General features: G+C 63.0%; 12 protein-coding genes and 1 other RNA gene. All 13 read right to left on the bottom strand.

The window, feature by feature from the left end:
- Position 1: 1 nt before the first annotated feature.
- Positions 2-970: a D-alanine--D-alanine ligase gene (locus tag KO539_RS21950; protein ID WP_369681707.1), complete on the bottom strand. Its 969-nt coding sequence runs from the start codon at positions 968-970 to the stop codon at positions 2-4.
- Between the two features lies 1 nt (position 971).
- Complete coding sequence (gene murC, locus KO539_RS21955; protein WP_034748872.1) at positions 972-2,375, bottom strand: UDP-N-acetylmuramate--L-alanine ligase; 1,404 nt, start codon at positions 2,373-2,375, stop codon at positions 972-974.
- Between the two features lie 10 nt (positions 2,376-2,385).
- The gene (gene murG / locus KO539_RS21960; protein WP_219311729.1) at positions 2,386-3,480 is read right to left on the bottom strand and encodes an undecaprenyldiphospho-muramoylpentapeptide beta-N-acetylglucosaminyltransferase; all 1,095 of its coding nucleotides are present in this window, start codon (positions 3,478-3,480) and stop codon (positions 2,386-2,388) included.
- Positions 3,477-4,688 (bottom strand): putative lipid II flippase FtsW, encoded by a 1,212-nt coding sequence (gene ftsW / locus KO539_RS21965; protein WP_035824835.1) that lies wholly within the window; start codon positions 4,686-4,688, stop codon positions 3,477-3,479. Before ftsW ends, murG begins: the two co-directional genes overlap by 4 nt.
- Complete coding sequence (gene murD, locus KO539_RS21970; RefSeq protein ID WP_219311731.1) at positions 4,688-6,244, bottom strand: UDP-N-acetylmuramoyl-L-alanine--D-glutamate ligase; 1,557 nt, start codon at positions 6,242-6,244, stop codon at positions 4,688-4,690. The genes ftsW and murD overlap by 1 nt, the downstream gene beginning before the upstream one ends.
- Positions 6,244-7,419, bottom strand: coding sequence for a phospho-N-acetylmuramoyl-pentapeptide-transferase (gene mraY, locus KO539_RS21975; protein ID WP_035824830.1), 1,176 nt, complete (start codon positions 7,417-7,419; stop codon positions 6,244-6,246). The genes murD and mraY overlap by 1 nt, the downstream gene beginning before the upstream one ends.
- Before the next feature lie 2 nt (positions 7,420-7,421).
- A complete protein-coding gene (gene murF / locus KO539_RS21980) occupies positions 7,422-8,852 on the bottom strand; it encodes a UDP-N-acetylmuramoyl-tripeptide--D-alanyl-D-alanine ligase (RefSeq protein WP_219311963.1) in 1,431 nt (476 codons plus the stop codon).
- 11 nt (positions 8,853-8,863) lie between these two features.
- Entirely contained in the window at positions 8,864-10,372 is a 1,509-nt protein-coding gene (locus KO539_RS21985; protein WP_219311733.1) for a UDP-N-acetylmuramoyl-L-alanyl-D-glutamate--2,6-diaminopimelate ligase, read from the bottom strand.
- Between the two features lie 8 nt (positions 10,373-10,380).
- The gene (locus tag KO539_RS21990) at positions 10,381-12,159 is read right to left on the bottom strand and encodes a penicillin-binding protein 2 (protein WP_219311735.1); all 1,779 of its coding nucleotides are present in this window, start codon (positions 12,157-12,159) and stop codon (positions 10,381-10,383) included.
- Positions 12,159-12,428, bottom strand: coding sequence for a cell division protein FtsL (gene ftsL, locus KO539_RS21995; RefSeq protein WP_034748894.1), 270 nt, complete (start codon positions 12,426-12,428; stop codon positions 12,159-12,161). Before ftsL ends, KO539_RS21990 begins: the two co-directional genes overlap by 1 nt.
- Entirely contained in the window at positions 12,425-13,396 is a 972-nt protein-coding gene (gene rsmH, locus KO539_RS22000) for a 16S rRNA (cytosine(1402)-N(4))-methyltransferase RsmH (protein ID WP_099403256.1), read from the bottom strand. The genes ftsL and rsmH overlap by 4 nt, the downstream gene beginning before the upstream one ends.
- Before the next feature lie 9 nt (positions 13,397-13,405).
- Positions 13,406-13,834 carry a division/cell wall cluster transcriptional repressor MraZ gene (gene mraZ / locus KO539_RS22005; protein WP_035824821.1) on the bottom strand — a complete coding sequence of 143 codons (429 nt, stop codon included), beginning with the start codon at positions 13,832-13,834 and terminating at the stop codon, positions 13,406-13,408.
- 662 nt (positions 13,835-14,496) lie between these two features.
- An RNA gene (gene rnpB / locus KO539_RS22010) (RNase P RNA component class A) lies at positions 14,497-14,858 on the bottom strand.
- Positions 14,859-15,019: the final 161 nt, after the last annotated feature.

Below are 15,019 nucleotides of genomic sequence, written 5' to 3' on the forward strand. Positions count from 1 at the left end.
ATCAGTGCTGTCCCTTGTGCATTTTCAGACGCGCGCCAGCGACGATTTCCAGGCACAGGTCTTCATAGCTGATGCCCACCGCGCGCGCCGCCATCGGCACGAGCGAGTGACCCGTCATGCCGGGCGAGGTATTCACTTCCAGCAGGAACAGCTTGCTGTCGGCCGCGCGCATCAGCACGTCGACCCGTCCCCAGCCTTCGCAGCCGAGGGCGCGGTAGGCTGCCACGGCGATGCGTTCCATCTCCGCCACGATCGCCGGGTCCAGCTGCGGCGGGCAGAAATACTGCGTGTCATCCGTGAAGTACTTGTTCTGGTAATCGTAATTGCCTTGCGGCGCGACGATCTCAATCGGCGGCAGCGCGCGCGCCGTGGCGCCCTTGCCCAGGATCGCGACGGTGAATTCGCGGCCCGTGATGAATTCCTCGGCCAGCACCGAATCATCGAGACCGGCGGCGATATCGTAGGCTGCCTGGAAGGCCGATGCTTCGTTGACGGTGGTGATGCCGATGCTCGAACCTTCGTGCGGCGGCTTGACGATCAGCGGCAAGCCCAGTTCCGCGGCGACCTTGGCCAGGTCGGAGCTGTCATCGAGCACCGCGTATTGCGGCGTCGGCAGTTGATGCATCAGCCAGATCATCTTGGTGTAAACCTTGTCCATGCCCACCGCGCAAGCCATCACGCCGCTGCCCGTGTAGGGAATGCCCAGCTGTTCCAGCGCGCCCTGCAGGCTGCCGTCTTCGCCGAAGCGGCCGTGCAGCGCGATGAAGACGCGGTCGAATTGTTCAGCGGCCAGTTCGGCCAGGCTGCGTTCACCCGTGTCGAACGCGTGCGCGTCCACGCCACGGCTTTTCAGTGCCGCCAGCACGCCCGTGCCGGACATCAGCGACACTTCGCGCTCGGCCGAACTGCCGCCGAACAGGACGCCGACCTTGCCCAATTGTTTTACGTCGATAGCTGAAGCTTGGTTCACGTCAGGCCTTTACAGTGTTGGATGGATACGTAGTCAGTTGTTGCGGGATGCCGCTGATCGAGCCCGCGCCCATGGTCAGCACGACGTCGCCGTCGCGCGCCACGCTCATGATGGTGTCGGCCATGTCCTTCATGGATTCGACGAAAATCGGTTCGATCTTGCCGCGCGCGCGCAGCGCATGCGCCAGGGCGCGGCCGTCGGCGGCGACGATAGGCGCTTCGCCTGCCGCATACACTTCGGACAGCAGCAATACGTCGGGCGCACCGAGCACTTTCACGAAATCTTCGAACAGGTCGCGTGTGCGGCTGTAGCGGTGCGGCTGGAACGCCAGCACCAGGCGGCGGCCCGGATAGGCGGCGCGCGCGGCGGCCAGGGTCACTTCCGTTTCCACAGGGTGATGGCCGAAATCGTCGACCAGCGCGAAGCTGCCGCCGTTCGGCAGCGCCACGTCGCCGTAGCGCGTGAAGCGGCGGCCCACGCCGGAAAATTCCGCCAGGCCTTGCTGCGTGGCGCTGTCGGCGATGCCGATTTCGCGCGCGATGGCGATCGCCGAGCAGGCATTCTGCACATTGTGCATGCCCGGCTGGTTCAGCACCACGTCGAGATCCGGATAGCCTTCCTGCAGCACCGTGAAATGCATTTCCAGGCCCACGGCACGCGCGTTGATGGCGCGCACTTGCGCGTCTTCCGCGAAACCGTAGGTGGTGACCGGCTTGGTGACGGACGGGATGATGGCGCGTACGTGCGGATCGTCGATGCACAGCATGGCGCGGCCATAGAAAGGCAAGCGGTGCGTGAACTGCACGAAAGCCTGCTTGAGCTTTTCGAAATCGTGCTCGTAGGTGTCCATGTGATCGGCGTCGATATTCGTGATCACTTCGATCATCGGCGTCAGATTCAGGAACGAGGCGTCCGATTCATCGGCTTCGGCCACCAGATAGTCGCCCGAGCCCAGCTTGGCGTTCGCGCCGGCGCTGGTCAAACGGCCGCCGATGACGAAAGTAGGGTCGAGACCGCCCTGCGCCAGCACGGAGGCGACCAGGCTGGTGGTCGTCGTCTTGCCGTGCGTGCCGGCAATCGCAATGCCGCGTTTCAAACGCATCAACTCGCCGAGCATCACGGCGCGCGGCACCAGCGGAATCTTGCGCGCGCGCGCGGCCGCCACTTCCGGGTTGTCTTGCGGGACGGCGCCCGACGTCACCACCGCATCGGCGTCGCCGATGTTCTCGGCCGCGTGACCGAGCATGACGGTCGCGCCCAGGCTCGCCAGGCGCTGCGTCGCCGCATTGCTGCCCAGGTCCGAACCCGACACCTTGTAGCCGAGGTTGACCAGCACTTCGGCGATGCCGCTCATGCCGCTGCCGCCAATGCCGACAAAGTGGATATTGTTTACTTTATGCTTCACAGAGCTAACCTCATGCCAGTTTTTCCAATACGTGTGCGATCGCCTCATTGGCGTCGCGCTTGCCTGCTGCCAGTGCCGCTTGCGCCATGTGCTGGCAGGTATCCCGCGTCAAGGACGCCAGCAAGGTGCTCAGCGACGCGGCACTCATTTCCGTCTGCGGCAGATGAATCGCCGCGCCTTGTTTCGCCATCCATTGCGCGTTGTCGCGCTGGTGGCTGGTGGTCGACGCCACCAGCGGCACGAGCACGCTGGCCACGCCGGCCGCCGTCAATTCCGACAGGGTGATCGCGCCTGCGCGGCAAATCACCAGGTCGGCCTCGGTATACGCCTTGGCCATGTCGTCGATGAAGTCGACCACATTGGCTTGCACGCCCGCCTGCGCATATGCGGCATGCAGGGCGTCGATATTCTTCTTGCCCGACTGGTGCGTCACCAGCGGACGCTCGGCTTCCGGCATCAGCGCCAGCGCGGCAGGCAGATTATCATTCAGCGCTTTCGCGCCCAGGCTGCCGCCCACCACCAGGATGCGCAACGGTCCGCTGCGGCCCGCGAAGCGCGCGGCTGGCGGCGCCATGGCGAGGATCTCGGCGCGCACGGGATTGCCCGTGACGACGGCCTTGCCGGCGGCGCTGCCGAAATCGGCGGGGAAACCAAAGCACACCCGCTGCGCCAGCGGCACCAGGGTCTTGTTCGACAACAGCAGCGCCGCGTCGGCATTGACCAGCACCAAGGGCACGCCTTTGAGGCGCGCCATCAGTCCGCCCGGCACGGTGACGTAGCCGCCCATGCCCATCACCACGTCAGGCTTGCGGCTGGCGATGAAACGGCGGATGGCAAAGAAACTGGCCAGCATTTTGAAGCCGCCCTTGAGCGTGTGCGCCAGGCCCTTGCCGCGCATGCCCGAGAACGCGATGGCGTCCATGGGAATGCCGCTCTTCGGCACCAGGTCCTGCTCCATGCCATGGGTCGTGCCCAGCCAGCTCACTTCCCAGCCGCGCGCGCGCATCGTCTGCGCAATCGCCAGGCCCGGGAAAATATGGCCGCCGGTGCCGGCCGCCATGATCATCAGTCTTTTTGTCGTTTTCAAGTTCGTCACGTTATTCATAGCCGGCCCCCGCGCATCAGGATCCGGTTTTCGTAGTCGATGCGCAGCAGGATCGCCAGGCCGATACAGTTAATCAGTACGCCCGTGCCGCCATAACTCATCAAGGGCAAGGTCAGGCCCTTGGTCGGCAGCAGGCCCAGGTTCACGCCCATGTTGATGAAGGTCTGCACGCCGATCCAGATGGCGATGCCCTTCGCCGTCAGTCCCGCGAAGGTCTGGTCGATGGCGATCGCCTGGCGGCCGATGTCGAACGCCCGCTTGATAATCCAGTAAAACATGCCGATCACGACCAGCACGCCGACCAGGCCCAGTTCCTCGCCGATCACGGCCAGCAAAAAGTCCGTATGCGCTTCGGGCAGGTAGTGCAGCTTTTCCACGCTGCCGCCCAGTCCCACGCCAAACAGCTCGCCGCGCCCGAAGGCGATCAAGGAGTGCGTCAGCTGATACGCCTTGTTCAGCGCATTGTCTTCCTGCCACGGATCGAGATACGCAAAAAACCGCTCGCGGCGGAATTTCGACAAGGCGATGATGGTGACGAAGATCGCCGTCAGCATGGCGCCGATGCCGCCGAACCAGATGGCGTTGACGCCGCCCAGAAACAGGATGCCCATGGCGATGCAGACGATCACGCCGAAAGCGCCCAGGTCGGGCTCCATCAGCAGCAGCAGGCCGACGAAACTGACGGCCAGCGCCATCGGCATGAAACCCTTGGTCAGCTTGTGCATGTATTCCTGCTTGCGCACCGTGTAGTCGGCCGCGTACAGCACCATCACCACTTTCATCAGCTCGGAAGGCTGCGGCCGCAGGCCCGGCAGGTTCAGCCAGCGGCGCCCGCCATTGACCGAGACGCCCAGGCCCGGTATCAAGACCATCACCAGCAGCACCAGGGTGCCGATGAACAGCCACGGCGCCATCTTTTGCCAGGTGGCGACGGGGATGCGGAACACCAGCGCGCCGACAATGATCGAAATACCGATGAACAGCGCCTGGCGCACGACGAAATAATTGTTCGTGTAGGCGGCGAACTTGCGCGCGTCCGACAGCGAAATCGACGCCGAATACACCATCACCATGCCCAGCAACATGAGCAGCAGGACCACCCACACCAGCGGCTTGTCATAGTCCATCATCTTCGACTGCCGCGCGCGGCTATCCAGCGGCTTGGCAGCCGAGCCGGAACCAAAGCTGAAGGGCAGTTGAAAGGCCATCAGATATCCTGTCCGTTTTCCAGGGCGATGTCGCGCACGGCGTCGACAAACACCTGCGCGCGGTGCGCATAGTTCTTGAACATGTCCAGACTGGCGCACGCGGGCGACAGCAGCACGCAATCGCCGGCCAGCGCCAGGCTGCTGGCGCGCTTGACGGCTTCCGGCAAGGTGGCGCAGTCGACGATGTCCACGCCGGACGGTTCGAGCGCCGCGCGCAAGGCTGGCGCATCGCGCCCGATCAGCACCACGGCGCGCACGTAGCGCGACACGGGTTCAGCCAGCGGCGAGAAATCCTGCCCCTTGCCGTCGCCGCCGGCGATCAGCACCAGGCGCTGTTCCGCGCCGCCAAACGCCTTGCCCAGGCCAAACAGGGCGGCTACCGTCGCGCCCACGTTCGTGCCCTTGCTGTCGTCGTAATACTCGACTTCACCCACGGCCGTGATCAGTTCCACGCGGTGCGGCTCGCCCTGGTATTCGCGCAAGCCATGCAGCAGCGGCGCGAATGGCAGGCCGATGGCGCGGCACAGGGCCAGCGCCGCCAGCGCATTCGCGGCATTGTGCTGGCCACGGATTTTCAGCGCGTCGGCCGGCATCAGTTTTTTCGCCATCGTCGGCACCGGTTCCGGCGCCGGGTCGTTTTTCCTGCGTTTTTTCTCGATCACTTCTTCGCTGGGCACGGCCTGCGCCAGCCAGAAGATGCCCCGTTCATTCACCAGGCCAAAGCTGTCGACTTCCGCCGGCTCGCCCGTGCCGAAGGTGATCGTCTCGGCCAGCGGATCGGCCATGTGCATGACTAACGCATCGTCGCGGTTCAGAATGCGCACGGTCTGCTCGCCGAAGATGCGCGCCTTGTCGGCAGCGTAGGCCGCCATGTCGCCATGCCAGTCCAGGTGGTCCTGCGACAGATTCAAGACCGTGGCCGCATCGGCCTGCAGGCTGAACGTCGTGTGCAGCTGGAAGCTCGATAGCTCCAGGATCCACGCCTGCGGCAAGGTGCTGGCCACGGCTTCGGCGGCTTCTTCTCCTTCAGCCACAGGCTGCGGCGCCGGTTCGGCGTCGAGCACTTCGCGCAGCACGTCGAGCGCGGCCGGGCTGATATTGCCGGCTACGCGCGTGAGCAATCCCGCACGTTCGCACAGCAGACCTACCAGGCTGGTGACGGTTGTCTTGCCATTCGTGCCCGTGATGGCGATGACTTTCGGCGCATAGCCGCGTTCCGCCTTGAGTGCGGCCAGCGCCTGCGCGAACAGTTCGATCTCGCCCCACACGGGGATATTTTTTTCAGCTGCGGCCGGCGCGACGAGCGCCAGTTCGCGGCCAGGTGCCAGGCCGGGGCTGACGGCGACGAAGTCGACGCCATCGAGCAGGTCGGCCGTGAAGGCGCCGGCGATGAACTGCGCCTGCGGCACGGCGGCCTGCAAGGCTGCCAGGCGCTCCGGGGTTTCCCTTGTATCGGCCACGCGCACGCAGGCACCGCTGCGGGCCAGCCACAGGGCCATGGCCAGGCCTGACTCCCCGAGGCCCAGTACCAGTGCGGTTTTAGCGTCGTACATCATCAGCGCAGCTTCAAGGTGGTCAGGCCGAGCAGCACCAGCATCATGGTGATGATCCAGAAACGCACGACAACCTGCGTCTCTTTCCAGCCTTTTTGTTCAAAATGGTGATGCAATGGCGCCATCAGGAAGACGCGGCGGCCAACGCCAAAGCGCTTCTTGGTGTACTTGAACCAGACGACCTGGATGATCACGGACAGCGTTTCGACGACGAAGATGCCGCCCATGATGAACAGGACGATTTCCTGGCGCACGATGACGGCGACGGTACCCAATGCGCCGCCCAGTGCCAGCGCGCCCACGTCGCCCATGAACACTTTCGCGGGGTGCGTGTTATACCAGAGGAAAGCCAGGCCGGAGCCGGCCAGCGCGCCGCAGAAGATCACCAGCTCGCCGGCGCCAGGAATGTGCGGGATGAACAGGTAGCGCGCATACGTGGCGTTACCCGTCAGATAGGCGAACAGGCCCAGGGCCGTGCCCACCATCACGGTCGGCATGATGGCCAGACCATCGAGGCCGTCGGTGAAATTGACGGCGTTGCTGGTGCCGACGATGACGCAATAGGTCAGCGCGATGAAGCCCCACACGCCCAGCGGATAGCTGATGGTCTTGAAGAACGGGACGATCAGGTCGGCCTTCGGCGGCAAGTCCATGGCGAAGCCCGATTGCACCCAGGCGTAGATCAGATTCCACACCTGGCCGGCATTGGGCTCGGAAATCGAGACGGAAAACGCCAGGTAAAAGGCGGCGGCGAGGCCGATCAGCGACTGCCAGAAGTATTTCTCGCGCGAGCGCATGCCTTCCGGATCCTGGTGCACCACCTTGCGGTAGTCGTCGGCCCAGCCGACGGCGCCAAAGCCCAGGGTGACGATCAATACGGGCCAGATGAAGCGGTTCGACAGGTCGGCCCACAGCAAGGTGGAAATGCCGATGGCGATGAGGATCAGCACACCGCCCATGGTGGGGGTGCCGTGTTTTTTCAGATGCGTTTGTGGGCCGTCCGTACGCACGGCCTGGCCGACCTTCATGCGCGTGAGCATGCGGATCACGGCGGGACCGGCGCACAGGCCGATCAGGATCGCCGTCAAGGTGGCGAAGACGGCGCGGAACGTGATGAAGTTAAAGACCCGCAGTGGGCCAATGTCGTCCTGGAAATAATGAGCGAGCCAGAGCAGCATGATTAGTGAGCTTCCTTGTTATTGTTGTTTGAACCAATCAAATGCTGCACGGCCCGTTCCATCTTCATGAAACGGGAGCCCTTGATTAATACTGTTGCATCCGAACGGCCGGACAAATGCGCATCGAGCGCCGCCAGCAAACCGTCGAACTGTTCGAAATACTCCACGACCGTGCCTGATTCCTGGCTCGCGGCTTCCTGCGCCGGATTGACCAGATGGCGCGCCAGGCAGCCCGTCGCCAGCACGTGTTCGATGCCTTTGGCGGCGGCGTAGGCGCCGATCTCTTCGTGGAACTGCTGCCCCTGCGTGCCGACTTCGCCCATCTCGCCCAGCACCAGGATGCGCGGTGCCGCTGCCTGCGCCAGCACATCGATGGCCGCGCGCGCCGAATCAGGATTGGCGTTATACGTGTCATCGATGATGGTGGCGCCGTTGGCGGCACGTTTTTTCTGCAGGCGGCCATTCACGGGAGAAAACGCCTCCAGGCCCTGCTTGATCTGTTCTGGCGCGATGCCGGCGCCGATCGCGCATGCCACGGCCGCCAGCGCATTGCGCACATTGTGTTCGCCCGCCGCCTGCAAGCCGACAAAGAACTGGCGCAAGCTGCCGTCCGGTGCACGTACGCTGACGAACAGGTCGCTGCCAAAATCCTCGGCCGCGCGGTGCGTGCAACTGACGTCCGCCTCTTTCGACAGGCCGAAGGTGATGACGGCGCGCGCGCCGGCCAGCTCGCGCCACACGGGCGTATATTCATCGCCATGCGGGAAGACGGCCACGCCGTCATGCGCCAGGGCTGCCAGCGCGGCGCCGTTCTCGCGCGCCACGGCTTCCACCGTATGCATGAATTCCTGGTGTTCGCGCTGCGCGTTGTTGACCATCGCCAGGGTCGGCGCGGCGATTGCCGCCAGGCGGGCGATCTCGCCCGGATGGTTCATGCCCATCTCGATGACGGCCGCCTTGTGCTGCTCACTCAGGCGAAACAGGGTCAATGGCACGCCGATTTCATTATTCAGGTTGCCGCGCGTGGCCAGCCGGCCCTCTTCGCCAAAGGCCGCCGCCAGGATGGCCGAAATCATTTCCTTGACGGTGGTCTTGCCATTGCTGCCGGTGACGCCGATGACGGGTAAATTGAAACGGCCGCGCCAATGGTTGGCGATGCGGCCCAGCGCCACGAGGGTATCGGCCACCACGATGGCCGGCACCTTGCCGCTGTCCCAGCCTTCAGGCAGGCGCTCGACCACCACGGCGGCGACGCCGCGCGCGGCCACTTGACCGAGGAAATCGTGGGCGTCGAAACTCTCGCCGCACAGGGCGACGAACAGCGAACCGGCTGGGGCGCTGCGGCTGTCGGTGGACACGCCATCAAAAACGACGTCGCCCGTCAGCTGCGCGCCTTGCAGCGATGGCATCAATTCTGCCAGGCTTGCGTGCATCAGGCGATCCATCAGTTCGTCCTCATCATCGTCAGGCGCGCGGACAGGGCCAGCTGCGCATGGTCGGCATCGGAGAACGGCAGTTTCTTGCCCTTGATTTCCTGGTACGGCTCATGGCCCTTGCCCGCCAACAGGATCACGTCCGGCTTGGCCGCGTGCTTGATGGCCGACAAAATGGCGCCGGCGCGGTCTTCGATGGCTTGCGGCTGCGGACCGTCGGCACGCATGCCGGCGACGATCTGCGCGATGATGGCGTGCGGGTCTTCGCTGCGCGGATTGTCGCTGGTGACCAGCACATGATCGGCCAGCTGCGCGATGGCGCCCATCTGCGGACGCTTGCCCGGATCGCGGTCGCCGCCGCAGCCGAACACGCACCACAGCTGTCCGCCCCGCTCCTGCGCCACCTGGCGCAAGGCAGCCAGGGTTTTTTCCAGCGCGTCCGGCGTATGCGCATAATCGATGACGACCATCGGCGCTTCCTGGCCGCCCACCTGCTGCATGCGGCCCGGAGCCGGCTGCAGCGATTCGATGCCATCGATGGCGGCGCGCAGGCCAACGCCGTGCGCCAGCAAGGCGCCCAGCACGGCCAGCGCGTTGCTGATATTGAAGTGGCCCACCAGCTGCGTCTTGATCAATGCCACGCCCAGCGCGCATTCCAGGTGGAAGTCGGTGCCGGCATGGCGGCTGCGGAACTGGCTGGCGCGCAGCATCAGCACGCCCGGCAAATCGGGCAAGCTGGCCGCATCCTGCAAGGTGTAGCCGATGACGGGATACTCGCCGGCCAGCTTGCCGTCCACGTGGCGCGCCAGGCGCAGGCCCATGGCGTCGTCCAGATTGATGACGGCCGTTTTCAGGCCTGGCCAGTCGAACAGTTTGACCTTGGCCGCCTCGTAGGCCGCCATGTCGCCATGGTAGTCGAGGTGGTCGCGCGTCAGATTGGTAAACATGGCGACGTCGAAATGCATGCCGGCCGCGCGGTCCTGATCCAGGCCGATCGATGACACTTCGATGGCAACGGCCTTGGCGCCGGCGTCGCGCATGGCGGCCAGTTTGCGCGCCAGCAGCACGGCATCCGGCGTGGTGTAGCCGGTGACGTCGAATTCGATGGCGCCGCGCGGCTTGCACAAGCCCACGCCCAGGGTCCCGATGACGGACGAGGTTTCACCCAGGCGCGCCAGGGCTTGCGCCAGCCACAGCGCGCACGAGGTCTTGCCATTCGTGCCCGTCACGCCGGCGCTGAACATGGCGCTGTCGGGCATGTCGTAAAAGGCATGCGCCACGGGGCCAGCCAGGCGTTTCAGGTCGCTGACCAGCAAGTGCGGCACGGCCCATGCGGCGGACCACTCGACGGCATCATGCACGATGGCGGCGGCGCCCTGCTCGATGGCGGCGTCGATGAAATGCGTGGCGCCCGCATAGGCGAAAAACACGTCGCCACGCTGCACGCGGCGCGAATCGGACGTCAGCTGCCCGGACGGGGCGGCCGCTTTGATCCACAAACTGATGTCTTGTATGGTCATGAGTGACTTCACATGGCCTCCGGGCCGGCATTGGCCGGGACCACGATTTCGGTAACGGAGGAATCGGGCGGTACGTTCATCGCGCGCAGCGCGTTGGTCGCAATCGCCGCGAAAGCGGGAGCGGCAACCTGGCCGCCATAGTGGGCGGGGCCGGTCGGTTCATCGATCATCACGGCAATGATGAAGCGCGGCGCCGACATCGGCACCATGCCCACGAAAGAGCCGATGTATTTGCGCGGCATCGCATAGCGGCCGTTTTCCACTTTATAGGCGGTACCCGTCTTGCCGCCCACGCGGTAGCCGGCGACCTGGGCGCGCTTGGCCGAGCCGTGCGCGCCGGAGACCACCAGTTCGAGCATGGCGCGCATGTCGGCGGCCGTCTTCGGCTTGATCACTTGCTGGCCCACGGGCAGCTCATTGACCTTCTGGAATGACAGGGGAATCGTGTCGCCATCACGCGCGAACATCATATAAGAGCGCGCCAGCTGGATCAGCGAGACGGAAATGCCGTTACCGTAGCTCATGGTCGCCTGCTCCACCGGGCGCCACGATTTATACGGACGCACCCTGCCGGCCACGGCGCCAGGGAAGCCCCATTTCGGCTGCTGGCCGAAGCCCACCTTGGTAAACATTTCCCACATTTCCTGCGACGGCATGCCCAGCGCGATTTTCGAGGTGCCGATGTTCGACGACATCTCGATGATTTCGGAGACATTGATCACGCCGTGCGGCTTGGTGTCGGTAATGGTGCGGTCGGCGATGGTGTAGCGGCCCGGCCCCGTGTCGATCAGGGTGCCCGGCTTGACCCGGCCCGTATCGAGCGCCAGCGAGACGGTGATCGGCTTGAGGGTCGAACCGGGCTCGAAGGTATCGGTCATGACGCGGTTGCGCAGCTGCTGGCCCGTGAGCTTGCGGCGGTCGTTCGGGTCGTAGCTGGGGTAATTGGCCAGGGCCAGCACTTCGCCCGTATGCACGTCGAGCACCACGGCGCCGCCGGCCTTGGCATTGAATTTTTCCACCGCCTCCTTCAACTGCGTGAAGGCGATGTACTGGATCTTGCTGTCGACGGACAGGGTCAGGTCCTTGCCGTCATGCGGTTCGTGGATGAAGCCGATGTCTTCGACGATGTGGCCCAGGCGGTCCTTGATCACGCGGCGGCTGCCAGTAGTGCCGACGAGGGTTTTCTGCTGCGCCAGTTCCATGCTTTCCTGGCCCACGTCTTCCACGTTGGTAAAGCCCACCACGTGGGTCATCACTTCGCCCTGTGGATAGAAACGCTTGTATTCCTTGCGCTCGTCGATGCCATCGATACCCAGCTTGGAAATCTTGTCGGCCACGTCCATCTCGACCTGGCGTTTCAGGTAAACGAAGCTGCGGTCCGAATCGAGCTTCTTGCGCAATTCGTTGACGTTCATTTCCAGCAGGCCGGCCAGCGCATTGATTTTTTCGGGCGACGCCTGCAGCACGTCGTCGGGAATGGCCCAGATGGCTTTCACGGGGACGGACGAGGCGAGCACCTGGCCGTTGCGGTCGGTGATCTTGCCGCGCGTGGCCGGCAATTCCAGGGTGCGTTCATAGCGCGCCTTGCCCTGCTTTTGCAGGAACTGCGTCGACACGCCCTGCAGCCACAGCGCGCGCGCGCCCAGGCCGGCGAAAGCGAAGAACAGCAGGAACAGCACGACGCGCGAACGCCAGACGGGCAGACGCACCGCCAGTACGGGGTTCTTCGAGAATGGCACGCCTTTCGATGCCGCCACCCGGCCGTTGCTATTACCGCCCAACTTCATTATTCGCCCTCCGTCAGGTATTGCGTACGCGCCGCCGTCAGCGGCGTCATGCTCAGGTCGCGCCGCGCGATCGATTCGATGCGTTCATGCTTGCCCAAAGTGGACTGGTCCAGCTGCAGTTGCGCCCAGTCGATGTCGAGCTGGCGCGACAGCGCTTGCGCGCGCTCCAGGTCGATCAGCAGGTGGCGCGACTGGTACTGCGCGTTCACCAGCGACAGGCCGCAGCACACCAGCAGGGCCGACAGCACGACACACAGCTTGCCAGTCATCGGGCGCCGCCACTGACTGGAATGGGCAGACGCTGCGCCACGCGCATCACGGCCGAACGCGAGCGCGGGTTGCCCTCGATCTCGGCGTCGGACGGTTTCATCTTCGAAATCAGCTTCATTTCCGGCTGCGGCAAGTCGACCGCGCGGATCGGCAGGCGGCGGTCAGGCTGCTCCACGTTCGCCTTCGAGGCGAAGAAGCGCTTGACCATGCGGTCTTCCAGCGAGTGAAAGCTGATCACGGCCATGCGCGCGCCGGGCGCCAGGCAAGCATACGCCTGGTTCAGGCCGATCTCGAGATCCTCGAGCTCTTTGTTAATGAAAATGCGTATGGCCTGAAAGGTGCGGGTAGCGGGGTCCTTACCCTTCTCGCGGGTCTTGACGGCGCCTGCCACGATGCCGGCAAGCTGTCGTGTGCTTGAAATTGGCTGGACTGCCCGGCCAGCAACAATCGCCTTTGCAATCTGAAAAGCAAACCGTTCTTCCCCATAATCGCGTATCACTTTCTCTAAATTCTGCTCGGTTTCCACCGCCAGCCATTCGGCTGCGGAGATGCCGCGCGTGGTATCCATGCGCATGTCCAGCGGTCCGTCATTGCGGAAGCTGAAACCGCGCGCCGCGTCGTCGACCTGCGGCGACGAGATGCCCAGGTCGAGCAAAATGCCGTCCACCTGCTGCACGCCACGTTCGGCCAGGCTGGCCGTCATGGTGGCAAAGCTGTCATGGACGATCTGGAAACGGGGGTCGGCGATCTGTTCGGCCGTGGCGATCGCTTGCAAATCCTTGTCGAAGCCGATCAGGCGCGCGTCGGGCGCCAGGCGCGACAAAATCAATCGGCTATGGCCGCCGCGGCCAAACGTGCCGTCGACGTAAACGCCGTGCGCGCGGTCGCCCGACAGGTCAAGCGCATCGACCGCTTCATCGAGCAGCACCGTGCGATGCTGAAATTCCGGCACCGTGAGTTGTGTCATTACGGAGCCTTAGAAAGAAAAATTGGAAAGTACATCGGGGGTGCCGGCATCGATCGCCTGCTGTTCTTTTTCAGCCAATTTGGCGGCATCCCATATTTCAAAGTGGCTGCCCATGCCGATCATCATGACTTCGCGCGCCAGCCCGACGGCGTTGCGCAATTCGGGCGAGATCAGCACGCGGCCGGCCGAGTCGAGCTCGACGTCGACGGCATTGCCGAGGAAGATGCGCTGCCAGGCGCGCGCCGACATGGGCCAGGCGGCGATTTGCTGGCGGTGGCTTTCCCACACGGGACGGGGGAAAAACAGCAGGCAGCCATCGGGGTGTTTGGTCAGGGTCAAACGGCCTTCGCATTGAATCGCCAGCGCGTCACGGTGCTTGGCAGGGATAGACATCCTGCCTTTGGCATCGAGATTGATTGCGGACGCGCCTTGAAACACGGAAGACCTTTTTTGAGCTTGGGTTGCGACGCTTGCGCATCACGATGAAAAGGGAAAATTTCCCACAAAAACACACTTTTTCACACAGTTGCCCACTTTAGAGGAAGCAAAGATAGTGGTCAAGCGGTTTCCGATTGGCAAAACAGGAATTTTATTAATGAAATTAAGGACTTAGCGCATATCGTTGAAGGAGTCTCAAATAAAAATATATCGATAAATTAGATACTTATGAAAGATAGTGAATGTGGTACCTCATCTGCACACATGTGTTTTCCTACCGTAAACATCGAAAAAAACGAAATCAAAAAATTGAATTTTTTACAGTTAGTTGACACATGACAATAATTTCGTCATCCGGGCACAACAGCAATCAGCCGCTGCGAAAGACTTGGTTTAAAGCAAAAGAAAATCATCCTTGGCGCGTATCGCCCCTGTTTTCAGGGGCTGACCTGTCGCAGGAAAACTATTTTTGCAATGCAGCAATTAATTGTATGCAAGAAACTTTAACCAATTGTTCACTTTTAGTTGTATATACAACTTTATCGTAAATGCTATACTTTTAGAAACAAAAAAAGCCCCGTTGCGGGGGCTTTTTGGGTGGCGCGCGGCAGGCAAAACGCCGCGGCCGGGATGCCCCCTGGCAAGCCAGGGAACGGGAATTCAAGTGAAGCAGGCCGGTAGGCCGGATTTTGTTACGGCACCTTCCCTTGCAGGTTGGCGCTATGACAGTCATTCCTCTAGGCGCCAGATTACTCGGGCGCTCAAGCTTTCTACCCGCACGCTCCGCGAGCAGCATCATCGCGTGCCTATTTGAAATTGCACCAGGTGGAGGTTACCGCGTTTCACCGTAACTTAATACGCTCGTCTCTGTGGCCCTATTCCTCGCCTTATACTCCCCCAACATACAAGTACGCCAGGTCGGCTTTCAGCGGACGGCCGTTAACCGTCACCCCGCTCTATGGAGTCCGGACCTTCCTCCCGCCAGCGCATTGCTGCGCCGGCCAGCGACTGTCTGGCCTGCTTCACCCGCCATTGTACCGCGCCGCAGCATGTTTCTGCAAAAGCGCGGCACACCAGTCGGGGGATTGTGTAATTCGGTGTCGCCATTTCAAAAGCCGGGCCAAATTGCCTCACATAGAATGAGGCAAGCTGCTTGCATGCAGGCGCATGCGCACCGCTTGCCCC

The sequence above is a fragment of the Janthinobacterium sp. NKUCC06_STL genome, from assembly GCF_019345455.1.
Classification (GTDB): domain Bacteria; phylum Pseudomonadota; class Gammaproteobacteria; order Burkholderiales; family Burkholderiaceae_D; genus Janthinobacterium; species Janthinobacterium rivuli.